This window comes from Mycobacterium sp. SMC-21, from assembly GCF_045310825.1.
Taxonomy (GTDB): Bacteria; Actinomycetota; Actinomycetes; order Mycobacteriales; family Mycobacteriaceae; genus Mycobacterium.
On record NZ_JBJIAO010000001.1, the window covers coordinates 366,160 to 387,557 of the forward strand.

Consider the following 21,398-nt stretch of genomic DNA (forward strand, 5'->3'; position numbering starts at 1 on the left):
CTAGTGTTCAGGGCATGAGTGGATCGGACGACAACAGCTTCCTCACGGTGGTCGTCGCACTCGGTGCCAACGCCCTGATCGCGGTGGCCAAGACCGTCGCCGCCGTCGTCACGGGCAGCGCGTCGATGCTCGCCGAGTCCGCGCATTCCTGGGCGGACACCGGTAATGAGGTGTTCCTGCTCATCGGCACCCGCCAGTCGGACAAGCCGGCCGATGCCCAACATCGGCTGGGTTACGGCCGCGCGGGCTACATCTGGTCGATGTTCGCGGCTTTCGGCCTGTTCACCGTCGGCGCCGTGGTGTCGATCTGGCACGGCATCCAGTCCCTCAAAGGCGAAGCCGAGGCGACGTCCTACGGCTGGGCCTATGCGGTGCTCGCGGTTTCGTTCGTGTTGGAGGGATCGTCTTTCCTGCAAGCGTTTTCGCAGACGAAGTCCGGCGCTCTCGAACGGCGGATCCATCCGTTGCGCTATATCCGCGTCACGTCGAACCCCATGCTGCGGGCCGTCTTCGCCGAGGACCTCTCGGCCCTCATCGGCATCGTGCTCGCGACGTGCGGCATCTTGGCGCACCAGCTCACCGGCAACGCGGTCTGGGACGCCATCGGCTCGATCCTGGTCGGTCTGCTGCTCGGGGGCGTGGCGCTGTTCCTCATCGAGCGCAACATGGATTTCCTGACGGGGGAGACGGTCACGCCGCTTGCGCGCAACAACGCGCTGCTGGCCCTGCTGGACCATCACGACATCGAGCGGGTCAGCTATCTGCACATGGAATGGGTTGGGGCGAACCGGATCTACCTCGTCGCCGCCGTCGACCTCGTCGGTGACGCGGCCGAATCGAACGTCGCCGCACGGCTCAACGCCATCGCCGACGCGTTGGCCGCGCGCCCCGAGATCGTGCGGGCCGTGCTGACGCTGACCCGGCCGGGGGACACCACCGATCTGCGGCCCAGCGAGCTTCCCGGGTGGTATCGCTAGTCGGGCTTCATCGGCGCGCGGTGCGCCGTCGCGACCAATGCTCGCGCCAGCACCGAACCGGGTTCGGCAGCGCTGGTGACCAGCGCGACCGTCGCCGTCACCTGAGGTTCCTCCAGCGGCACCACTCGCACGCCGTCCGGCGGGCGCAACGTGTGCAGCCAGGTCTGGGGGACGATGCTCGCCCAGCGGCCACCGCTGACGTGCGCCAGCAGGGACACCACCGAGTCGGCTTCGAGCCGCGGTGTGGCCGTCAGGCTGTGCGCCGCCAGGACATCGTCGAGCAGCTGCCGGCCCCGCATCCCCGTGTTCAGCAGGCACAGCGGGAGTTCCAGGGCGTCGGACCAGGTCAGCGGATTCGGCTGGCTGGCAAGCAGTTCGGCGCCCGCGATCAGCACCTGCCGTTCTTCGTAGAGCGGTGTGACGGTCAGGCCTGTGGTGTCGACGCCGTCGGGGTAGATGATGCCCGCGTCGAGTTCGAAGCGGCGGATGCGCTCGACGATGCCCGCCGAGCGCAGGCTGCTCTCCAATTGCACTCGTACCAAGGGGTGTTCGAGGCAGAACGGATCGGTCAGCAGGGCCACCGTGCCCGACGCGGCCGGGATGACGCCGAGCCGCAGCTCGCCCGTCAGACCCGTCTGCAACGCGGTGACCTCGTGGATGAGGGCATCGTGATCGGCCAGGATCCGGCGCGCCCACAACACCAGCCGTTCACCTTCGGGCGTGAGGCCCTCGAAGCTCTGCCCGCGCCGCACCAGTGGGACCTTGAGTTCGTTCTCGAGCTTGCGGATGGCCTCGGACAATGCCGGCTGCGAGACGTAGCAGGCGGCAGCGGCGCGCGCGAAGTGCTTCTCGCGGGCGAGCGCCACGAAGTATTCGAGCTGGCGAAACAGCATGGACTATTCGACCACGGTCGATAGGCGATGCCTATCAGGCTCACGGAAATTGCCCTTGGACTCAGGCGTCGGTTTCCGAGCAGACTTATCGCATGACCGACCGGAGCATTGAGCAGCGAGTCGATACCGAGGGACACGGCGAGCCCGAGTTCCATCCCTACCACCATCCCGCGGCCGGCTGGGGCGCGGCGATCAGCGTCACGAAGTTCCTGGCCCGCGAGCGCGAACCCATCAGCGGACCGCACGCGATCATGAAGATGAACCACGAGGACGGTGGCTTCGACTGCCCGGGCTGCGCCTGGCCCGACGACATGAAGGGCCTCAAGCTCGACATCTGCGAGAACGGCATCAAGCACGTCACGTGGGAGATGACGCACAAGCGCTGCGGGCCGGAGTTCTTTGCCCAGCACACGGTTTCGGAACTGGCGGGGTGGAGTGACTTCGCGCTCGAAGACACCGGCCGACTCACCGAACCGATGGTGTACGACGCCGAGACCGACCGCTACAAGCCCATCAGCTGGCGCGACGCCTTCGACCTCGTCGGCCGGGCGCTGGCGGAACTCGACGACCCGAACCAGGCGTCGTACTACACGTCGGGCCGGCTCGGTAACGAGGCGACGTTCCTCTATCAACTGATGGCCCGCGAGCTGGGCACCAACAATCTGCCCGACTGCTCCAACATGTGCCACGAGGCCAGTGGCCGCGCCATGCAGGCGGCCCTCGGCACCGGCAAGGGCACCGTCGACCTCGAGGACTGGGAGACCGCCGACGCGCTGTTCGTCATCGGCGTCAACGCCGCCTCCAATGCGCCCCGCATGCTCACCGCGCTGTCGGAGGCCTATCGCCGCGGCGCGCAGATCGTGCACATCAACCCGCTGGTCGAGGCCGGCGCCACCAAGACCATCATCCCGCATGACTTCCTGCGGATGGCGACCTTCAAGTCCACCAAGACCAGCACGCTGAACCTGCAGCCCCGGATCGGCGGCGACATGGCCCTCATCCGTGGCATCGCCAAAGCTGTTCTGGAACAAGCAGAAACGGATCCGAAGGCGCTCGACATCGAGTTCATCGAGCGGTACACCACCGGGTTCGAGGCCTATCGGGCCGCGGTCGAGGCGACGTCGTGGGACGAGATCGTCTACAAGTCCGGGGTGTCGCAGCGCGATATCCGCAGGGCCGCCAAGATTTACCGCGACGCGGACCGCAGCATCATCAGCTGGTGCCTCGGCGTCACCCAGCACGAACACGGCGTCGACAGCGTCCGGGAAATCGTGAATCTGCTTCTGCTGCGCGGCAATCTGGGCCGTGAGGGCGCCGGACCGTCGCCGGTGCGCGGGCACAGCAACGTGCAGGGCAACCGCACGTGCGGTATCGACCACCGGCCGACCGAGGAGTTCCTGGACCGGCTGGCCGAGGTCTGCGGCATCGACCCGCCCCGTGCGCACGGGCTCGACACCGTCCACACCATCGAGGGCATGCACAGCGGTGACGTCAAGGTGTTCATCGGTATGGGCGGCAATTTCGCCAGTGCCGCACCGGATACCGCGTACACCTTCGAGGGCCTGCAGAAGTGCGACCTCACCGTCCAGGTCAGCACCAAACTCAACCGCAGCCACGTGATTCACGGCCGTCAGGCCCTGATCCTGCCGTGCCTCGGCCGCACCGAGAAGGACCAGCAGAAGGAGGGCATCCAGTCCACGTCGGTCGAGGACTCGATGAGCATGGTGCACCTGTCGGTCGGCATGAAGAAGCCGGCGTCACCGCACCTGCTGTCCGAGCCGGCGATCATCGCCGGTATCGCCGCGGCCGCGCTGCCGAACAGCCAGACGCCGTGGCACTGGTACGTCGAGGACTACGACCGCATCCGCGACACCATGGCCAAGGTGCTCAACGGGTTCGAGGACTTCAACCGGCGGGTGCGGCTGCCGCTGGGCTTCCGGATCAAGCAGCCCGCGCGGGAGCTGGTCTTCCTGACGCCGTCGGGTCGCGCCGAGTTCTCGGCCGTCGAGCTGCCCGACGACACGGTCAGTGAGGGCACGCTGATCCTGGCGACGCTGCGCTCGCATGATCAGTGGAACACCACGGTGTACTCCGACAACGATCGCTACCGCGGTATCAAGAACCTGCGCACGCTCATCTTCATGAATGAGCGCGACATGGCCGACCGCGGCATCAAGGAGTTCGACGACGTCGACATCGTCGCCACCGCGCGCGACGGCAGCGTCCGCTCACTGCGCCGCTACAAGGCAGTGCCCTACGGCATCCCGCGCGGCAATGCGGCCGGCTACATGCCGGAGATGAATGTGCTTTGTGCCATCGGTGATTTCAGCTCGCAGAGCGACCAGCCCATCATGAAGAACGTCAAGGTGACGGTGACGAAGTCTGCCTAGTCGAACCTGAGCTTGTGTGCCAGATTCCCCGCGGGACTGGCACACAAGCTCATGTTGGCGCTAGTCGCGGGCACCCGGCAACAGCATCGACACCGCGATCGCGGCGGTGACGCCGATGATCGTGTCGATGCCACGAGCGGTCAGCAACACCAGCGGTTCGGTGGGCGCGGCAAGGTCGGTCATCAGCATGATCAGCGGCGTGAAGAAGCCCAGCGCGACCGCGTGGTGGTGCGCCATGAACAGTTCGGTTGGGAACAACAGGACCATGACGCAGATCGCCAGCACATACTCGCTGGGCCCCGGCACGAGCAGTGCGGCCGCCACGGCCAGGCCGATGAAAGTGCCACCGAGGCGGTGGATTCCGCGCCTGATGCGACCACTGGCGTCGGCGGCCGCCAATGGTCCGGCCGCGGCAGCGATGGCCAGCGCGTAGCGGCCTGCGTGGATCAGCACATCGCGCCGGTTCGGCAGGGAAAGCCGGGCAGGTGGCGTCACGGCTCGCGGCGCGTCGAGCACACCCAGCAGGACGCACAACAAAGCTGTTGCGGCACAGAGCAATATCGCCGATGAAGACGTGACGCGGCCGGCGGGCACCGTGGCGATGGCGCCGAGCGCGAAGACACCGTAGAACGGCCCCTCGGGCTTGAGCGCGAGGTAGTCGGTCACCACCGAGCCGATGGATGCGAATGCCACGGCGGCGATGACCAGGACCGCCGGTGGCACATGGGAATTGGCCAGCGCCACGCCGATGGCCACGCCGAGGACCAGGATCACGCCGCCCTGGGTCTGATGCGCGAACCGCCGGCCGCGCGTTTCCGTGCGGCCGTACATGCCGGTGATCGCACCGAACACCGCGTAGATGATCAGGTCGGGGCGTCCCGCGGCCAGCAGCGCGACACCCGGGATGGCCAACCCGAGCGCGACCCGTAACGCGGGCCGGTGGTCTTCCGTCGGTGGGGTTATGGCCCGGCGCACGCGCAGGTAGACGGTGCGCATGGGCCCACTCCGATCGATGACGATGTCAGCCCCAATAAGGTTTCCGCAGCGGGGAACGGCCGTCAAAGTGGAAGTTCCGAGCACGTGATCGGCGGTGCCTATCGGCCGACGGCAGCTACTCGCGAGCAGACGCAAAACTGTCGTTTTGGTGGGGAAATTGACAGTTTTGCGTCTGCTCGCGGCCGGCGTGAGGTGCCCTACTCGCGGGGGCAACCTTTACCCGAAGACAGGGAAGCTGCGGCGCTTGGCCAGCCGGTCCATGCCAGACTGGATGGCGAACTGCACCTCGTCGTACACCTTATCGACGTAGGCGGCATCGTTCGCGCGCTCGGGGTCGGTGTCGACGTAGATGGGGTCGAGCAGCTCGGTGCGGATTTTCGCGGGCAGCGGCAGGTGCATCGGCAGCACCTCGACCGCGAGCGGGAACGGGAAGCCGGCGATGATCGGCATGTTGGCGCCGCGCAACCGCTTTCCGAGGCCGCTCCACTTGGCCAGGAACTTGCCTTCGTTCAGCACGAAGACGGTGTCGTGCCCACCGATGGTGGCCACGGGGACGATCGGCACACCGGACCGGATCGCCTGCTTCACAAAGCCTTTGCGGCCGGCGAGGATCGCCTTGTCACGGTCGCGCCAGGTGCGCATCGCGTCGAGCTCACCGCCCGGCCACACCACGACGTCGCGGCCCGCAGCCAGCGCGTTGGTCACCCCGTCGCGCGACGCGGGTATGACGCCGACGGCACGGAAGTAGTCACCGAGACCGGGGGCACCCATCAGTACGTCGTGCGCGGTGCCATGCAGGACGCGCTGCCCGTCGAAGTGCCGGTACCAGGAGTGCACCAGGGTCCAGGCGTCCATGGTCAGCGAGCCGCCGGAGTGGATGCCGATCAGCAGCGACGGCTCGTCGGGCACCTTGTGCCAGCCGTCGATCTCGAGCCGGAAGTAGTGGTCGCACAGGAAGTTCCAGATCGGGTTCTGGACGTACCGCATGAACGTCGGGTTGGGGACGGCGAGCGGTGCGGCGGTCGGCGTGGTCATGAGTCCTCGTTTGCGGGGTCTGGCCGTCCGCGGCGCCTACCGATCGCGCGGACTATGGCGTTGATCGCGGCAAGGGTCAGAACGGGGAGCAAGGTGACGACGATGTAGGCCACACCACCGATGGCAGTCATTCGACCGGTTACCTCTCTGGTGCGGTTTGTCGAGCCTGTTATAGCAGGTAGGAACCTTGCCGCTGGGGTCGATGGCTACGCTACGGAGCTCGGGGAGGAGTTTCGACATCCTCGGCAGCCGAAGATTCGGCACGGATCCGGCGATATGTTGTCGCGAGAAGCCAACGTCCACGGCCGGGGTTGACAGGCCGGGCGAATGTTGCTGCTCGCGTTGATCCTGTGTCCAGGAGAGGCTCGCGACTGTGCCGCCAGCGCGTCTGAAGAGTGGAACTGACGATCTGTACGCACCCTCGGCGCGAACCTCGCTGCCGCGCACAGGCGTAAGCCCCCAAATCCACAAAGATCTGGGGGCTTACGACTGCTCGTGCAGCAGTTAGACGATGTAGCTCGTCGCAGCCTGCAGGTGGGCGATGGCCTCGTCGGCGATCCGCGGCACCAGCTCGGCGCACGACGGCAGACTGTCGATGATGCCGGCCACCTGGCCCGAGGCCAGCACGCCCGCCTCGGTGTTGCCTTCCACCAAACCGGCTTTCAGCAGCATCGGGGTGTTGGCCGCCATGACGACCTGCGACCAGGTCAGGTCCTTGCCGTGGCGCATGGCCAGGCCGTCCTTGATCATCGACCGCCAGGTCATGCCCGACATCTTCTTGAACTTCTGCGCGTTGCCGACTGCGGCGACGAAACCGCGCACCGGAGAACCGCTTTCGAGCTTCTCGACCAGACCCGTGCGCAGCACCCGGTGCGGCATGCCGTCGACGCGGGTCGACACCACGGTGCCGTCCAGTGCGGCTTCCAGGTAGCGCTGCTTGACGGCGTCCGGCACGGTCGAGTCCGAGGTCAGCAGGAACCGCGTGCCCATCGCGACGCCGGCGGCGCCGTAGGACAGCGCGGCCGCCAGGCCACGACCGTCGAAGAAACCGCCCGCGGCGATCACTGGCATACCGGTGTCCTTGACCGCGTCGAGCACCGACGGCAGCAGCAGCGTGGTGGCGATCGGGCCGGTGTGGCCACCGCCTTCGCCGCCCTGCACGATCACCGCGTCGGCACCCCAGCTCGCCACCTTCTTGGCGTGCTTCGCCAGGCCGACCGACGGGATCACCACGACGCCCGCATCTTTCAGCTTGGCGATCAGCTCGGGCTTGGGAGCCAGGGCGAAGGAGGCGACTTTGACTCCTTCGCGGATCAGGAGGTCGCAGCGGGCATCCGCATCGCCGGCGTCGGCTCGCATGTTGATGCCGAAGGGCTTGTCGGTGGCCGCCTTGACCTTGGTGACGGCGGTCTGCAGCTCTTCCAGTGTCATCGTCGCCGACGCCAGAATGCCGAGACCACCGGCGTTGGAGGTGGCCGCGACCAGTCGCGCGCCGGCCACCCAGCCCATGCCGGTCTGCACGACCGGGTACTCGATGCCGACCAGTTCGGTCAGCGGTGTCCTGAGCTTGCCCATGACTTAGGCCTTGACCTCTTTGTCCCGCAACGACTTCGGGTCGATGACCTCACGCAGCAGCTGCAGTTCCTCGGCGGTCGGCAGGCGGGTCTCGCCGGCGGCGTCGAGGCCGTGCACCTCGAACGAGGTGTTGTCGGCGACCTCGTCGGCCGTCACACCCGGGTGCAGCGACACGGCGCGCATCTGGTGCTCGGGTCCGTTGAAGTCGAACACACCCAGGTTGGAGACCACCTGGTATACGTTCAGGAAGCGGTATGCCGGGTTGGCCGGATCGACCTTGTCCCAGCCGATTCCGGAGACGATGTCGACGGACTCGGCGAACACGCGCTTGGTGTGGTTACCCACGAAGTAGCTCGTGGCGTGGTTGATGCTGTTGCCGGGCGCGCCGCGGACACCGAACATCTGGCGCGTCGGCTGCTGGATCGGGCCGAAGGCCGACAGGTTCTGGTTGCCGTAGCGGTCGATCTGGTTGGCGCCCATGACCACATGGCGACGGCCCCAGGCCAGCGTCTCGAAGACGCGGTTGAACGGCATCCAGCCCTCGACGGCGAACGGGGCGCCGATCGCCGGGGTGTCGGCCAGCATGCGGGCCTCACCGTCGGTGATCACGATGTCGGGGGAGAAGGTCAGCCGGGCCAGGCGGGCGCCGATCTGCACGACGGTCGTCATGGGACTGGCCATGATTTCCCCTGCGTCACGGAACAATTCGGCACAGGCGACGGCACAGACCTCGGCGCGGGTTGCGTCACTCACTTGGCGGCCTCCTTCTGGGCTGCTTGGGCCTCGGCGAACTTACGGACCGCGGCCTGGTAGTCGGCCTCGGTTCCGGACAGGTAGGTCTTCACGAACTCGGCCCACGTCTCGTCCGAGCCGGCGGCCTCGGCGTAGTGGCGCTGGAACTTCTCGTCGCGCCGGTAGTCGGGCTCGTTGGTGGTGAAGTGGGCGCCATTGGGGGCCTCGACCACGGTGTCGACCATCATGCGGTTGATGATCTGCTGCTGCGGCACAACCGATTTCACCAGTTCTTCGGTGGAGACGATCTTCTCGACCGACAGGTGGCGGCGCTTGGCCGACATCAGGAACAGGTCGTCGAAGTAGGGATCGATGCCGGTGTAGGCGGCATTGCCCTTCACGTCACCGAGGTTCATGTGCACGAACGCGGCGTCGAGGTTCAGCGCCGGCATGGCGATGAGTTCCTCGTGGGCACCGTCGGTCTCGTACGGCGAGGTGACGGTCTTGAGTTCGTCACCCCAGAAGGCGCGGACGTCGCTGCCCAGGCCGGCACGGATCGGCAGGAACGGAAGACGTTGTGCGGCAGCCTGCAGGCCACAGCGCAGCATGCCCTCGTCCATCTCGCGGGCCTCGATGGCGCCTTCGGTGCGGCGGCGCGCGAACCACGGGTCATAGAACGGCGGCGAGTCGAGCGACACGAAGCCGTAGTAGACGCGCTTGACCTTGCCTGCGGCACAGAGCAATCCGAGATCCGGGCCGCCGTAGGTGACGACGGTCAGGTCGGTCACGTCGGTGCGCAGCAGCGCCCGCACGAACGCCATCGGCTTGCGGCGCGAACCCCAGCCACCGATGCCGATGGTCATGCCGCTTTCGATCTCGGCTACGGCCGCATCGAGAGTTGTTGTCTTGTCTGCCATATTATTTCGACCCCTTGTTGGTCCCCGCGAACTCGTCGCGGTGCTCGTCGGACACGCCGGACAGATTCAGTTCGAAGGTGAAGCCCTGCTCCATGCGGTAGCGCGCGTTGACGGGCTGCACGTCGATGAAGTTCAGTGCCTCCTTGGCGGCGCGGATGACGCGGGTGTCCTTGCTCGCGATGTCGCGGGCGACGCGCAGCGCGGCCTCGTCGAGTTCTTCGCGCGGGACGACCTCGTGCACCGAACCGAAGTGCTGCAGCGTCGAGGCGGGCACGGTCGCGGCGGTGAAGAACAGCCGGCGCATCATGTGCTGGGGGACCAGGCGCGACAGGTGGGTCGCCGCGCCCAGGGCGCCGCGCTCGACCTCGGGGAGACCGAACTTCGCATCGTCGGACGCGACGATGACGTCGGCGTTGCCGACCAGGCCGATGCCGCCACCGACGCAGAAGCCGTTGACGGCCGCGACGACCGGGACCTGGCATTCGTACACCGCGCGGAACGCCTCGTAGCAGCCGCGGTTGGCGTCGATCAGCGCGCCGAAGCCCTCGGTGTTCTGCATTTCCTTGATGTCGACGCCGGCGTTGAAGCCGCGCCCCTCGGCCCGCAGGATCACCACGTGGGTGCTCTTGTCGCGCCCGGCGGCGGTGATCTGGTCGGCCAGCTCGAACCAACCGGCCGACGGGATGGCGTTGACCGGGGGGTAGTTCACGGTGACCGAGACGATGCCCGGTTCGACTGTCTTGGTGGTGATGGTCATCAGTCACTTCCTGGGGGACGGGTACCTAAGCAAGCACTTGCTTGGTACGCTAGCACAGTGACTGCTGGAATCAATCTGCAATTGGCCGGTCGCGTGGTGCTGGTCACCGGCGGTGTGCGCGGCGTCGGCGCCGGCATCAGCGCGGTGTTCGCCGAGCAGGGCGCCACCGTGATCACCTGCGCGCGGCGCGAGGTCGAGGGCTTGCCCTACGAGTTCCACGCCTGCGACGTTCGTGACGACGCGGCGGTCAAGGCCATGATCGACGCCATCGTCGCCAAGCACGGCCGGCTGGACGTCGTCGTCAACAACGCCGGTGGCTCGCCGTTCGCGCTGGCCGCCGACGCGTCGGCCAAGTTCAGCACCAAGATCATCGAGCTCAACCTGATTGCGCCGCTGCTGGTTTCGACGCACGCCAACGCGGTGATGCAGCAGCAGGACGCCGGCGGCGTGATCGTCAACATCTCCAGCGTCAGCGCCCACCGACCAACTCCGGGCACCGGTGCGTACGGTGCCGCCAAGGCCGGCATCGACAGCCTGACCACGACGCTCGCCGTCGAATGGTCGCCCAAGGTCCGGGTGAATTCCGTCATCGTCGGCATGGTCGAGACCGAGCAGTCCGAGCTGTTCTACGGCGACGCCGAGTCGGTCGCCGCCGTGGCCGCGACGGTGCCGCTGAAGCGGCTGGCCAAGCCCACCGACATCGGCTGGGCCGCAGCATTTTTGGCCTCCGAGGCCGCGTCGTACGTCAGCGGCGCGTCCCTGCAGGTCCACGGCGGCGGCGAGCCGCCGCACTACCTCGAAGCGTCAAGCGCCAACAAGTAAAGGGAGAGATCAAATGGGATTGCTCGACGGCCGCGTGGTCATCGTGACGGGTGCCGGTGGCGGAATCGGGCGTGAGCACGCGCTCGCGTTCGCCGCGGAAGGTGCCCGCGTCGTGGTCAACGACATCGGTGTCGGCCTGGACGGTTCGCCCGCCGGTGGCGGCAGCGCCGCGCAGAACGTGGTCGACGAGATCGTCGCCGCCGGCGGCGAGGCCGTCGCCAACGGCTCGAACGTCGCGAACTGGGCGGAGGCCGAGGCCCTGATCCAGCAGGCCGTCGACACGTACGGCACCCTCGATGTGTTGGTGAACAACGCCGGCATCGTCCGCGACCGCATGTTCGCCAACGCCACCGAAGACGAATTCGACGCCGTCACCGCGGTGCACCTCAAGGGGCATTTCGCCACCATGAAGCACGCCGCCGCGTACTGGCGGGCCAAGTCCAAGGCCGGCGAGACCGTCGATGCCCGGATCATCAACACCAGCTCGGGCGCCGGCCTGCAGGGCAGCGTCGGCCAGGCCACCTACAGCGCCTCCAAGGCCGGCATCGCGGCACTCACGCTGGTCGCCGCGACCGAGATGGGTCGCTACGGCGTCACCGCCAACGCCATCGCGCCGTCGGCCCGGACCCGCATGACCGAGACGGTCTTCGCCGACATGATGGCCACTCAGGACCAGGCCTTCGATGCCATGGCGCCCGAAAACATCTCGCCCCTGGTGGTGTGGCTGGGCAGTGTCGAGTCGCGTGACGTCACGGGCAAGGTGTTCGAGCTCGAAGGCGGCAAGATTCGCATCGCCGAGGGCTGGGCGCACGGCCCCGAGATCGACAAGGGTGCCAAGTGGGACCCGGCCGAGCTGGGCCCCGTCGTCGCGGATCTGCTGGCCAAGGCACGTCCCGCGGTGCCGGTCTACGGCTCGTAACCGCCACGATTGCTGAAGCGTCCCCGCAACCAATCATGTTGCGGGGACGCTTTTTTGGTCTGCTTCACAGCGCGGCGGCGACATCCCAGATCGGTTCGAGCGCTGCGATGCCCGTGCGGACGAGGGGACTGAGCACGACATCGGTCGCCCCTGCCGCGAAGTAGCGGCGGAGTTGAGTCGACACCTGCGCGGCAGTACCGACGGCCGCGAGATCGATGACCGAGTCGACGCCTTCGCGTTCGATCACCTTCGCGTACGACGGGATGGTCGCGTAGAACTCGAGGGCCTCCGCGGCGGTGGTCCGGCCTTCGTCGACGTCGTCGGTCACCAGGACGGGTACCGCGGCAATCACTTTGGGCGCGGGCCTGCCGGCTGCGCTGGCCGCTTCGGAGATGGTCGGCACGATGAATTCCTCGATGGTGCGCGGCCCGGCCAGATAGGGCAGCGTGCCGTCCGCCAATTCTCCTGTCACACGTAATGCCTTGGGTCCCATGGCCGCGACGTAGACCGGCAGGGGCGTGCCGCCGGCGACCGTCACCGGAAACTCTGGGGCGGCGGTGAATTCGTCGCCGTGGAAGTCGACGGTGCCGGTGTCGAGGATCGACCGGAGCACCTGCAGGTGTTCGCGCAGCCGGCCGATGGTGTTGGGCCATGCGGTGCCGAAAGCCACCTGTTCGGGGCCGTGCGCTCCCAAACCCAGACCGAGGCTGAAGTTCCCGCCGGTGGCCGCTTGGGCGGTCAGGGCCTGCGAGGCGAGCGTCAGTGGGTGGCGCGGATTGATCGGTACGACGAAGGTGCCGACGGCAAGGCCGGGTACCGCGGCGCCGACGTATCCGGCGAGCGAGATGGCGTCGTGATCGAACTGCTGGGCGATCCACACCTGGCCCACGCCGGCGTTGTAGGCGCCGCGGGCCTGGTCGATCGCGGCAGCGACATGATTGGGGGAAGTACGGTCGGGGTCCAGCACAACTCCGGTTGGCATATCAACGACAACGACCGCTGCCGAGGCACTCATTCCGTCTCGGAAAGAAAAACTCCCCCAGAACGAAACTCGTTCTGGGGGAGCCTCTTTGCTGTTGTTACTTGGCGGCCTCGGCCTTGGCGGCCTTGTCCTTCTTCTGCTTCTTCGGCTTTTCGACCTTCGGCTTTTCAGCCTTCGGCTTGTCGGCCTTGTCGGACTTGTCCTTCTTCGACTTGTCCTTCTTGACCTTGGTGCCCTGACCTTCGGTGCCCTTGTCGTCGGCTTTGGTGCCGCCCGCGGTCGCGTCGTCGGCCTTGGTGTCGCCGGCCTTGACGTCGTCAGCCTTGGTGGTGTCGGCCGGGGTGTCGTCGACCTTGGTGGTCTTGACGGTCTTGTCCTTGGCGCCAGTGGTGGCCGGCTTCAGGGCGGAGACCTGCTTGGCGAGCGTCGGCGTCACCGCAGGCTTGTCGGTGCTGTCGGATTCCTTGGCCGCGGCCGCATTCGGGGTGACGGCCTGCACCGACGAAGGCGGCGGTGCCGCCTTGAAGACGGTGCCGGTCTGGACGGACTTCACGACGCTCTTGACCATGTTGACGGGGAGGTTCACGACGGCCTTGGCGGTATCGAACACGCCGTCGCGAATGGCGTTGGCGATGTTGGAGATGTTGCCGGTCCGCAGCGCCTTCGCCACGTTGTAGAGCGCCATCTGCGGCACCTTGACGGCGTCGCGGACGTTGACGAACAGCTTGGTGGGCAGCGCCGGGTTCTGCGTGACGGCGATACCGCCCCAGTTCTCCAGGGTCCAGCCGTCTTCGGGGTTGCCGGTCACGGTGACGATCTCGGTGTTGCCCAGCGGGTGCTTCAGCATCAGCGTGAGGTCGGGGTTCTCGACGTTCATCAGCGTCCACGCCATGATCGACATGCCGTGCGCGAAGGCCACCGGGTTCTGTGCGCCGCTGTTGTAGATGTCGTCGACCGCGCCGTTGAATCGGTCCTGGAAGACCATGCCGTTGGCGTCGGGCGAACCGGGCATCGGCATCAGGAGGTTGCCGGTGGCCCACGACAGCGGGATCAGCGCGTAGAGGATGCGGGCGAAGCCGGAGTCCTGCGACTGGCCTTCGAAGATGCCGGCCTGCACTTCATGGAGACCGCTGAGCACCGTCACCGGCATGCCGGTCGCGGTGGCGTACGGCGCGGCGGTCTGCTGGGTGCGCACCATGTCCGAGGCGAAGATGGCGTCGTGCGCCAGGCCGTCGTTGGCGAGGACGCCGGCGACGGTCTGGGCCTGTGTCTGGCCCGTCGCCGTCAGGTCGGGGCCCGGAATCTTGGTGTCGATGAGGCCCGAGGCGTTGCCCGCCGATTCGCCGTGCCGGACGAACGTGATGGTGATGTTGGTTGCGGCCCAGGCCGAGAAGGCCGAGGTGAGGAACATGAACACGGCCGCGACCAGGACGGCCGCGCCTCGTGCTCCGCGTTTGAATGTCCGGCTGTGCGACAGCCCCCGACGGAACATTGATGACATAGACGGCTCCATAGTGTTGCCCTGGATGTGTGCAGGGCCACACTATGTACACATCTATGAATCTGTCTAGTCCGTTCCGTCAATTAACTGAAGAACTTTGCTGGCGCGATCGCCGGGCCTGATCGGTTCACCGCCCACGAAAAACTCCCCTGGACAACGGGCGTCCAGGGGAGTTTTCGGTCGGTGCTCAGGCCGGATCGAGCAGGATGATCGGAATCTTGCGGTCGGTGTGCGAGCGGTAGTCGACGAAGTCCGGGTACATGGCGTCGAGCTTGGGCCAGTACTCGTCGCGTTCGGCATCGGTGGCCTCGCGCGCGAGCAGCTGCAGCTTCTCGCCGCGCACCTGGAACTTCACCTCGGGGTTGGCAACCAGGTTCAAGTACCACATCGGGTGGGTGTCGCGACCGCCCTGGGAGGCGACGACGACGATCCGGTCGCCTTCGCGCAGGTACAGCAGCGGGCTGTCACGGGGCTCGCCGGATTTGCGGCCGATCGTGGTCAAGATGCCGACGGGCGGGGGCGTGGCGACGGGCTTGGAGCCCAGCCGCCACTTGGCGCCGATCCGGCCGTCGGTGGCCCGGAACGCCCAGGTGTTGATTCGCGACATCCACTTGAAGCCGACCTGCATTCCCTTGGAATTCAGGATCTTCAGCTGCCTGTCGCTCATTTCCCCGTCGGCCATGGTGGCGACCCTGCTCCTCGCTCTAGATGCGCTCGATGATCGTGCCGGTGGACAACGCACCGCCGGCGCACATCGTGATCAGCGCCGTCGATTTGCCGGTCCGTTCCAGCTCGTGCAGCGCGGTCGTGATGAGCCGCGAGCCGGTGGAACCGACCGGGTGGCCCAGCGCGATGGCGCCGCCGTTGACGTTGACCTTATCCATGTCGGCCTTGTGCACCTGAGCCCAGGACAGCACGACGGACGCGAACGCCTCGTTGATCTCGACCAGGTCGATGTCGGCCATCGACATACGCGCCTTTTCGAGCACCTTGGCGGTCGACTGCACCGGGCCGTCCAGGTGGTAGTAGGTCTCCGCGCCGACGTTGGCCTGCGCGATGATCCGGGCGCGGGGCTTGAAGCCGAGGGCCTTCGCCTTGTCCTCGTCCATCCACAGCACCGCGGCCGCGCCATCGGAAATCTGCGACGAGGTGCCGGCCGTGTGGATGCCGCCCTCGATGACCGGCTTCAGCGACGCCAGGCCCTCGAGGGTGGTGTCGCGCAGTCCCTGGTCGCGGGTGACCCAGTTCAGCTCGGCGGTCGGCTGCTTGTTCTCGTCGATGACCGGCGCCTCGATGGGCGAGATCTCACGGTCGAAGCGACCCTCGGCCCAGGCCTGCTTGGCCTTGGCCTGCGAGGCGAAGCCCAGCGCGTCGATGTCGGCGCGGGTGATGCCCCGGCGGTTGGCGATGCGCTCGGCCGCCTCGAACTGGTTGGGCAGGTCGATGTCCCATGACGCGGCGCGCGCGCCACCGCCGTTGGCGCCCAACGGCACCCGGCTCATGGCTTCGATGCCGCAGGCGATGCCGATGTCGATGGCGCCGGTGGCGATCAGTCCCGCGATGAGGTGGTTGGCCTGCTGGGCGCTGCCGCACTGGCAGTCGATGGTGGTGGCGCCGACGTGTTCGGGCAATCCGGCGACCAGCCAGGACTGCCGGGTGATGTTGTTGCCCTGCTCGCCGTACTGCGTGACGCAGCCGCCGATGAGCTGCTCGATGTCGCCGGCGTCCAGCCCGGCCTTCTCGACGAGAGCCTTCTGCGTGGCGCCCAGAAGTTCGGTCGCGTGCAGGCCGGACAGCCAGCCACCTCGCTTGCCGATGGGGCTACGAGTGGCTTCAACGATGACAGGATTACCCATGAGCTCAGGCTAGAACACGTTTCATTACTCTGACAAGCAACGATCGGGACGTGCCTTTTATCTGCGGTGAAGGCGTGTTTCAATGGTCGCAACGCCGAACTAGAAGGATTTGTCTCGGAACCTGGTTCTGAGGCGTTGGATTCCCCGAGGAGACACCATGCCCTGCCCGATCCCGTCCGACTTCGACTTGCTGGACGCGAACCTGAACCTCCAAGGCCTGCCCATCGAGGAGCTCGCCGCGCTGCGTAAGTCAGAGCCGGTGCACTGGGTGGACGTGCCCGGCGGCACCGGCGGCTTCGGTGACAAGGGGTACTGGATCGTCACCCGCTACGAGGACGTCAAAGAGGTCTCGAAGCGCAACGACATCTTCGGCAGCGCACCCGACGGCGCCATTCCGGTGTGGCCGCAGGCCATGACCCGCGAGGCCGTCGACGTGCAGCGCGCGGTGCTGCTCAACATGGATGCTCCGCAGCACACCCGGCTGCGCAAGATCATCTCCCGCGGCTTCACCCCGCGTGCCATCGGCCGCCTGCAGGCCGAGCTGAACGAGCGGGCCCAGAAGATCGCCGAGACCGCGGCCGCTTCCGGCACCGGCGACTTCGTCGAGCAGGTCTCGTGTGAGCTGCCGCTGCAGGCCATCGCCGGTCTGCTCGGTGTGCCGCAGGAAGACCGCGACAAGCTGTTCAACTGGTCCAACGAAATGACGGCCGGCGAGGACCCCGAGTACGCGCACATCGATCCGGCGGCGTCGTCGTTCGAGCTGATCACCTACGCCATGGGCATGGCCGCCGAGCGCTCGAAGAACCCGACCGAAGATATCGTCACCCAGCTGGTGCAGGCAGACATCGAGGGCGAGAAGCTGTCCGACGACGAGTTCGGTTTCTTCGTCGTGATGCTGGCCGTGGCCGGTAACGAGACCACCCGTAACTCGATCACGCACGGCATGATCGCCTTCGCGCAGAACCCCGACCAGTGGGAGCTGTACAAGAAGGAACGCCCGGAGAGCGCAGCAGACGAGATTGTCCGTTGGGCCACACCGGTTTCCGCGTTCCAGCGCACCGCACTCGAGGACACCGAGCTCGGTGGTGTGAAGATCAAGAAGGGCGAGCGGGTCGTCATGTCCTACCGTTCGGCCAACTTCGATGACGAGGTGTTCGAGGATCCGCACACCTTCAACATCATGCGGACGCCGAACCAGCACGTCGGCTTCGGTGGCACCGGCGCCCACTACTGCATCGGTGCCAACCTGGCGCGCATGACCATCAACTTGATGTTCAACGCGATTGCCGACCACATGCCGGACCTGGCTTCGATCGGTGAGCCCGAACGCCTGATGTCGGGCTGGCTCAACGGCATCAAGCACTGGCAGGTTGACTACACGGGTAATCCCCCGCAAGCGGGAGGTACCCCCAGCCCCGCCGAGCACTGACGGCGACTGACTGCAGTAGTCCGGTAACACGAATCAAGGAGGATTCGGGTGGATTTCACACCGAGCCCTGAGCAGCAGGCTGTCGCCGATGTGGTGACATCTGTGCTCGAGCGGGAAAACACTTGGGACGCACTGGTTTCCGGTGGCGTCGTGGCACTCGCGGTGCCGGACCGCTTGGGCGGTGACGGGCTGGGGCTGCCGGAGGCCGCCACCGCACTGACCGAGATCGGCCGGCGTGGCACCACCGGACCGGCGCTGGCCACCATCGGGCTCGCCCTGGTTCCGCTCGTCGACCTGGCCACCGAAGCGCAGCAGGACCGGTATCTCGCGGGTGTCGCCTCGGGTGCGGTGCTGTCCGCCGCGCTGAACGAGGCCGGCAACCAGCTGCCGGAGAAGCCGTCGACCAGCTACGCGGGCGGCAGGCTCAACGGCACGAAAATCGGTGTGCCCTATGCCGAGACGGCGCAGTGGCTGCTGGTCACCACCGACAGTGGTGTCGTTGTGGTGTCGCCCACGGCCGCCGGTGTGACGGTCGAGAAGACCCCGACCGCCAACGGGTCGGACGAATACGTCGTCACTTTCACCGACGTGGCAGTGACCGGCGACGACGTGCTGGCCGGTGCCACGGTCGCGCGGGTGAACGAATTGGCGCTGGCCATGATCGGCGCGTTCGGTGCCGGGCTGGTGGCCGGTGCGCTGCGGCTGACCGCCGACTACACCGCGACCCGCGAACAGTTCGGCCGGCCGCTGTCGACCTTCCAGACCGTGGCAGCGCAGCTGTCCGAGGTTTACATCGCTTCGCGGACAATCGATCTGGTCTCCACCTCCGTGGTGTGGCGGTTGTCCGAAGGGCTCGACGCGTCCGAGGACCTGGCGATCCTGGGCTACTGGCTGACCTCGCAGGCCCCGCCGGCCATGCGGCTGTGCCATCACCTGCACGGCGGCATGGGCATGGACATCACCTACCCGATGGACCGCTACTACTCCTCGGTCAAGGACCTGAACCGCCTGCTCGGTGGTCCGTCGCACCGTCTCGATCTGGTGGGAGCCTGATGTTTATCGACCTGACCGCGGAACAGCGCAAGCTGCAATCCGAACTGCGCGAGTACTTTTCGACGCTGATCACGCCCGAAGAGGCGGCGGCGATGGAGACCGACCGGCACAACGAGGCCTACCGCGCCGTCATCAAGCGGATGGGCAGCGACGGCAAGCTCGGGGTGGGCTGGCCCAAGGAGTACGGCGGCCTGGGCTTCGGGCCCATCGAGCAGCAGATCTTCATCAACGAGGCCAACCGCGCCGACATCCCGCTGCCGATGGTGACCCTGCAGACCGTCGGCCCCACGCTGCAACTACTGGGTACCGAGGAGCAGAAGAAGAAGTTCCTGCCCGGAATCCTCGCCGGTGAAGTGCATTTCGCCATCGGCTACTCCGAGCCCGAGGCCGGTACCGACCTGGCGTCGCTGCGGACCACCGCGGTGCGGCACGGCGACGAGTACATCGTCAACGGTCAGAAGATGTGGACCACCGGCGCCCACGACGCCGACTACGTGTGGCTGGCCTGCCGCACCGACCCGACGGCCGCGAAGCACAAGGGCATCTCGATCCTGATCGTCGACACCAAGGACCCGGGCTACTCGTGGACCCCGATCATCCTGTCCGACGGTGCGCACCACACCAACACGACGTACTACAACGATGTGCGGGTGCCCGCCGACATGCTGGTCGGCGAGGAGAACGGCGGCTGGAAGCTGATCACCACACAGCTCAACCATGAGCGCGTCGGCCTCGGCCCGGCCGGTCGCGTGGCCGGCATCTACGAGCAGGTGCACGCGTGGGCTTCCGAGGCGGGCTCCGATGGCGTTGTCCCGCTGGACAACCCGGAGGCCAAGCGGCTGCTGGGTCAGATCAAGTCGATCATGCGGCTCAACGAACTGCTCAACTGGCAGGTCGCCTCGTCCGGTGAGAACATCGCCGTCGCCGATGCGGCCGCGACGAAAGTCTTTTCCACCGAGCGCATTCAGGAAGTGAGCCGGCTGGCGGAAGAGGTCGTGGGACGCTTCGGCAACCCTGCCGACCAGCACACCGCCAAGGTGCTGCAGTGGCTGGACACCATGGCCAAGCGCAACTTGGTCATCACGTTCGGTGGCGGGGTCAACGAGGTCATGCGCGAGATGATCGCCGCATCGGGCCTCAAGGTGCCGCGGGTCTCGCGGTAGGAGGGCGATCGATGACTGATCTTCAGGCCGGTATCGACGAGATCGTCGCATCCGGGCGCAGCAAGCCGACCCTGAGCCGGGATCCGGTGAACCAGCCCATGATTCACCACTGGGTCGACGCGATCGGCGACAAGAACCCGATCTACGTCGACGAGGAGGCCGCCAAGGCCGCCGGGCACCCCGGCATCGTGGCGCCGCCCGCCATGATCCAGGTCTGGACCATGATGGGCCTGGGCCGCACCCGGTCCGACGACGATCCGCTGGCCCGGATCATGAAGTTGTTCGACGACGCCGGGTACGTCGGCGTCGTCGCCACCAACTGCGACCAGACCTATCACCGCTACCTGCAGCCGGGCGAACGCGTCAGCATCAGTGCCGAGGTCACCGACGTGGTCGGTCCGAAGCAGACGGCGCTGGGCGAGGGCTACTTCGTCAACCAGAAGATCCGCTGGCACGTCAGGCATGAAGATGGAGCTGACGAGGAAGTCGCCGACATGGACTGGCGCATCATGAAGTTCCTGCCGGCCAACAAGCAGGGCAAGCAAGCGGCCGAAACCGGTTCCATCCCAGCCGATCTGGACCCGGACAAGCTGATGCGCCCGTCGTCGTCGCGCGACACCCAGTTCTTCTGGGACGGCGTCAACGCGCACGAACTGCGGATTCAGAAGCGGCCCGACGGCTCGCTGCAGCACCCGCCGGTGCCCGCGATCTGGCAGGACAAGGATGCCCCGATCGACTATGTCGTCTCGTCGGGCCGGGGCACGGTGTTCAGCTACGTCGTGCACCACGCGCCGAAGGTGCCCGGCCGGAGCCTGCCGTTCATCATCGCGCTCGTCGAACTCGAAGAGGGTGTGCGCATGCTCGGTGAGCTGCGCGGCGTCGAGCATGACGACGTGAAGATCGGAATGCCGGTCAGCGCAACGTTCCTCGACTTCCCGGACAGCGATGTCAGTCCGGCCTGGAGTCTGTACGCATGGGAGGCCGCAAAGTGACCGCCGCCGCTGTCAGCACCGCCGTGGGCACCAAGCTGCCCGAGCTCTCGATCTACGGCGACCCGACGTTCATCGTCTCGACCGCCATCGCCACCCGGGACTACCAGGATGTGCACCACGACCGGGACAAGGCGCAGGCCAAGGGTTCCAAGGACATCTTCGTCAACATCCTGACCGACACCGGTCTGGTGGGGCGTTACGTCACCGACTGGGCCGGCCCGAACGCCATCATCAAGTCGATCAAGCTGCGTCTCGGTGTGCCGTGGTACGCCTACGACACCATCACCTTCCGTGGTGAGGTGACCGCTGTCGAGGGCGACCTCGTGACACTGAAAGTGGTGGGCAGCAACAGCCTTGGCGACCACGTCATCGCCACCTCGACGCTCACGATGGGAGCCGCGCAGTGAGC

The 21,398-nt window shown here is 66.6% G+C and carries 20 protein-coding genes; 9 read left to right on the plus strand and 11 right to left on the minus strand.

Annotated elements, in window-relative coordinates; genetic code table 11:
• Window positions 1-14: 14 nt before the first annotated feature.
• Window positions 15-977 carry a cation diffusion facilitator family transporter gene (locus tag ACJH6H_RS01760; RefSeq protein WP_212807235.1) on the plus strand — a complete coding sequence of 321 codons (963 nt, stop codon included), beginning with the start codon at window positions 15-17 and terminating at the stop codon, window positions 975-977.
• On the opposite strand, the gene ACJH6H_RS01765 is transcribed toward ACJH6H_RS01760, so the two are convergent.
• Window positions 974-1,870 carry a LysR family transcriptional regulator gene (locus ACJH6H_RS01765; RefSeq protein ID WP_212807234.1) on the minus strand — a complete coding sequence of 299 codons (897 nt, stop codon included), beginning with the start codon at window positions 1,868-1,870 and terminating at the stop codon, window positions 974-976. The genes ACJH6H_RS01760 and ACJH6H_RS01765 overlap by 4 nt on opposite strands.
• Before the next feature lie 92 nt (window positions 1,871-1,962).
• On the opposite strand from ACJH6H_RS01765, the gene ACJH6H_RS01770 reads away from it, so the two are divergent.
• Entirely contained in the window at window positions 1,963-4,260 is a 2,298-nt protein-coding gene (locus tag ACJH6H_RS01770; protein WP_406774117.1) for an FdhF/YdeP family oxidoreductase, read from the plus strand.
• 60 nt (window positions 4,261-4,320) lie between these two features.
• Here ACJH6H_RS01770 and ACJH6H_RS01775 read toward each other — a convergent pair whose 3' ends face one another.
• The 6 genes from ACJH6H_RS01775 to echA20 all read right to left on the minus strand — a co-directional run bounded on the left by ACJH6H_RS01775 (window position 4,321) and on the right by echA20 (window position 10,272).
• Window positions 4,321-5,256 carry an FUSC family protein gene (locus ACJH6H_RS01775; protein WP_406774118.1) on the minus strand — a complete coding sequence of 312 codons (936 nt, stop codon included), beginning with the start codon at window positions 5,254-5,256 and terminating at the stop codon, window positions 4,321-4,323.
• A 216-nt stretch (window positions 5,257-5,472) separates the two neighbouring features.
• Complete coding sequence (locus ACJH6H_RS01780; RefSeq protein WP_406774119.1) at window positions 5,473-6,291, minus strand: lysophospholipid acyltransferase family protein; 819 nt, start codon at window positions 6,289-6,291, stop codon at window positions 5,473-5,475.
• 504 nt (window positions 6,292-6,795) lie between these two features.
• Window positions 6,796-7,866, minus strand: coding sequence for a (3aS,4S,5R,7aS)-5-hydroxy-7a-methyl-1-oxo-octahydro-1H-indene-4-carboxyl-CoA dehydrogenase (gene ipdC, locus ACJH6H_RS01785; protein ID WP_212807230.1), 1,071 nt, complete (start codon window positions 7,864-7,866; stop codon window positions 6,796-6,798).
• A 3-nt stretch (window positions 7,867-7,869) separates the two neighbouring features.
• Window positions 7,870-8,619 carry a cholesterol ring-cleaving hydrolase subunit IpdB gene (gene ipdB, locus ACJH6H_RS01790; protein ID WP_212807229.1) on the minus strand — a complete coding sequence of 250 codons (750 nt, stop codon included), beginning with the start codon at window positions 8,617-8,619 and terminating at the stop codon, window positions 7,870-7,872.
• The gene (gene ipdA / locus ACJH6H_RS01795; protein ID WP_212807228.1) at window positions 8,616-9,515 is read right to left on the minus strand and encodes a cholesterol ring-cleaving hydrolase subunit IpdA; all 900 of its coding nucleotides are present in this window, start codon (window positions 9,513-9,515) and stop codon (window positions 8,616-8,618) included. Before ipdA ends, ipdB begins: the two co-directional genes overlap by 4 nt.
• Window position 9,516: 1 nt before the next feature.
• On the minus strand, window positions 9,517-10,272 hold the full coding sequence (echA20, locus tag ACJH6H_RS01800; protein WP_212807227.1) for a (7aS)-7a-methyl-1,5-dioxo-2,3,5,6,7,7a-hexahydro-1H-indene-carboxyl-CoA hydrolase: 756 nt from the start codon (window positions 10,270-10,272) through the stop codon (window positions 9,517-9,519).
• Window positions 10,273-10,329: 57 nt separating this feature from the next.
• Here echA20 and ACJH6H_RS01805 point away from each other — a divergent pair, with 57 nt between their 5' ends.
• Both ACJH6H_RS01805 and ACJH6H_RS01810 read left to right on the plus strand, forming a co-directional pair.
• Window positions 10,330-11,094, plus strand: a complete 765-nt coding sequence (locus tag ACJH6H_RS01805; RefSeq protein ID WP_226519803.1) for an SDR family oxidoreductase — start codon at window positions 10,330-10,332, stop codon at window positions 11,092-11,094.
• 13 nt (window positions 11,095-11,107) lie between these two features.
• Entirely contained in the window at window positions 11,108-12,013 is a 906-nt protein-coding gene (locus ACJH6H_RS01810) for an SDR family oxidoreductase (protein WP_212807226.1), read from the plus strand.
• A gap of 64 nt (window positions 12,014-12,077) precedes the next feature.
• Here the strand turns inward: ACJH6H_RS01810 and ACJH6H_RS01815 are convergent, their stop codons facing one another.
• The 4 genes from ACJH6H_RS01815 to ACJH6H_RS01830 form a co-directional block, all read right to left on the minus strand.
• A complete protein-coding gene (locus tag ACJH6H_RS01815) occupies window positions 12,078-12,995 on the minus strand; it encodes an LLM class F420-dependent oxidoreductase (RefSeq protein WP_212807225.1) in 918 nt (305 codons plus the stop codon).
• A gap of 97 nt (window positions 12,996-13,092) precedes the next feature.
• Window positions 13,093-14,496: a histidine phosphatase family protein gene (locus ACJH6H_RS01820; RefSeq protein ID WP_244872756.1), complete on the minus strand. Its 1,404-nt coding sequence runs from the start codon at window positions 14,494-14,496 to the stop codon at window positions 13,093-13,095.
• 187 nt (window positions 14,497-14,683) lie between these two features.
• On the minus strand, window positions 14,684-15,178 hold the full coding sequence (locus ACJH6H_RS01825) for a nitroreductase family deazaflavin-dependent oxidoreductase (RefSeq protein ID WP_293017988.1): 495 nt from the start codon (window positions 15,176-15,178) through the stop codon (window positions 14,684-14,686).
• Window positions 15,179-15,200: 22 nt separating this feature from the next.
• Entirely contained in the window at window positions 15,201-16,352 is a 1,152-nt protein-coding gene (locus ACJH6H_RS01830; protein ID WP_293017986.1) for a steroid 3-ketoacyl-CoA thiolase, read from the minus strand.
• Between the two features lie 157 nt (window positions 16,353-16,509).
• On the opposite strand from ACJH6H_RS01830, the gene ACJH6H_RS01835 reads away from it, so the two are divergent.
• The 5 genes from ACJH6H_RS01835 to ACJH6H_RS01855 are packed head-to-tail and all read left to right on the plus strand — an operon-like array spanning window position 16,510 to window position 21,396.
• Window positions 16,510-17,781: a cytochrome P450 gene (locus ACJH6H_RS01835; protein ID WP_064859670.1), complete on the plus strand. Its 1,272-nt coding sequence runs from the start codon at window positions 16,510-16,512 to the stop codon at window positions 17,779-17,781.
• Between the two features lie 48 nt (window positions 17,782-17,829).
• Window positions 17,830-18,834, plus strand: a complete 1,005-nt coding sequence (locus tag ACJH6H_RS01840) for an acyl-CoA dehydrogenase family protein (RefSeq protein WP_293017983.1) — start codon at window positions 17,830-17,832, stop codon at window positions 18,832-18,834.
• Entirely contained in the window at window positions 18,834-19,997 is a 1,164-nt protein-coding gene (gene fadE29, locus ACJH6H_RS01845; protein WP_406774120.1) for an acyl-CoA dehydrogenase FadE29, read from the plus strand. Before ACJH6H_RS01840 ends, fadE29 begins: the two co-directional genes overlap by 1 nt.
• Window positions 19,998-20,008: 11 nt before the next feature.
• On the plus strand, window positions 20,009-20,989 hold the full coding sequence (locus ACJH6H_RS01850) for a bifunctional MaoC family dehydratase N-terminal/OB-fold nucleic acid binding domain-containing protein (protein ID WP_406774121.1): 981 nt from the start codon (window positions 20,009-20,011) through the stop codon (window positions 20,987-20,989).
• Window positions 20,971-21,396, plus strand: coding sequence for a MaoC family dehydratase (locus ACJH6H_RS01855; protein ID WP_406774122.1), 426 nt, complete (start codon window positions 20,971-20,973; stop codon window positions 21,394-21,396). The genes ACJH6H_RS01850 and ACJH6H_RS01855 overlap by 19 nt, the downstream gene beginning before the upstream one ends.
• Window positions 21,397-21,398: the final 2 nt, after the last annotated feature.

Coding starts and splice junctions, on each gene's coding strand:
- ipdC (WP_212807230.1), bottom strand. CDS start 7,866: ATGGGCAAGCTCAGGACACCGCTGACCGAACTGGTCGGCATCGAGTAC.
- ipdA (WP_212807228.1), bottom strand. CDS start 9,515: ATGGCAGACAAGACAACAACTCTCGATGCGGCCGTAGCCGAGATCGAA.
- ACJH6H_RS01855 (WP_406774122.1), top strand. CDS start 20,971: ATGGGAGGCCGCAAAGTGACCGCCGCCGCTGTCAGCACCGCCGTGGGC.
- ACJH6H_RS01835 (WP_064859670.1), top strand. CDS start 16,510: ATGCCCTGCCCGATCCCGTCCGACTTCGACTTGCTGGACGCGAACCTG.
- ACJH6H_RS01770 (WP_406774117.1), top strand. CDS start 1,963: ATGACCGACCGGAGCATTGAGCAGCGAGTCGATACCGAGGGACACGGC.
- ACJH6H_RS01765 (WP_212807234.1), bottom strand. CDS start 1,870: ATGCTGTTTCGCCAGCTCGAATACTTCGTGGCGCTCGCCCGCGAGAAG.
- ACJH6H_RS01810 (WP_212807226.1), top strand. CDS start 11,108: ATGGGATTGCTCGACGGCCGCGTGGTCATCGTGACGGGTGCCGGTGGC.
- ACJH6H_RS01815 (WP_212807225.1), bottom strand. CDS start 12,995: ATGCCAACCGGAGTTGTGCTGGACCCCGACCGTACTTCCCCCAATCAT.
- ACJH6H_RS01760 (WP_212807235.1), top strand. CDS start 15: ATGAGTGGATCGGACGACAACAGCTTCCTCACGGTGGTCGTCGCACTC.
- ACJH6H_RS01830 (WP_293017986.1), bottom strand. CDS start 16,352: ATGGGTAATCCTGTCATCGTTGAAGCCACTCGTAGCCCCATCGGCAAG.
- ACJH6H_RS01820 (WP_244872756.1), bottom strand. CDS start 14,496: ATGTCATCAATGTTCCGTCGGGGGCTGTCGCACAGCCGGACATTCAAA.
- ACJH6H_RS01825 (WP_293017988.1), bottom strand. CDS start 15,178: ATGGCCGACGGGGAAATGAGCGACAGGCAGCTGAAGATCCTGAATTCC.
- ACJH6H_RS01775 (WP_406774118.1), bottom strand. CDS start 5,256: ATGCGCACCGTCTACCTGCGCGTGCGCCGGGCCATAACCCCACCGACG.
- ACJH6H_RS01780 (WP_406774119.1), bottom strand. CDS start 6,291: ATGACCACGCCGACCGCCGCACCGCTCGCCGTCCCCAACCCGACGTTC.
- fadE29 (WP_406774120.1), top strand. CDS start 18,834: ATGTTTATCGACCTGACCGCGGAACAGCGCAAGCTGCAATCCGAACTG.
- ACJH6H_RS01850 (WP_406774121.1), top strand. CDS start 20,009: ATGACTGATCTTCAGGCCGGTATCGACGAGATCGTCGCATCCGGGCGC.
- echA20 (WP_212807227.1), bottom strand. CDS start 10,272: ATGACCATCACCACCAAGACAGTCGAACCGGGCATCGTCTCGGTCACC.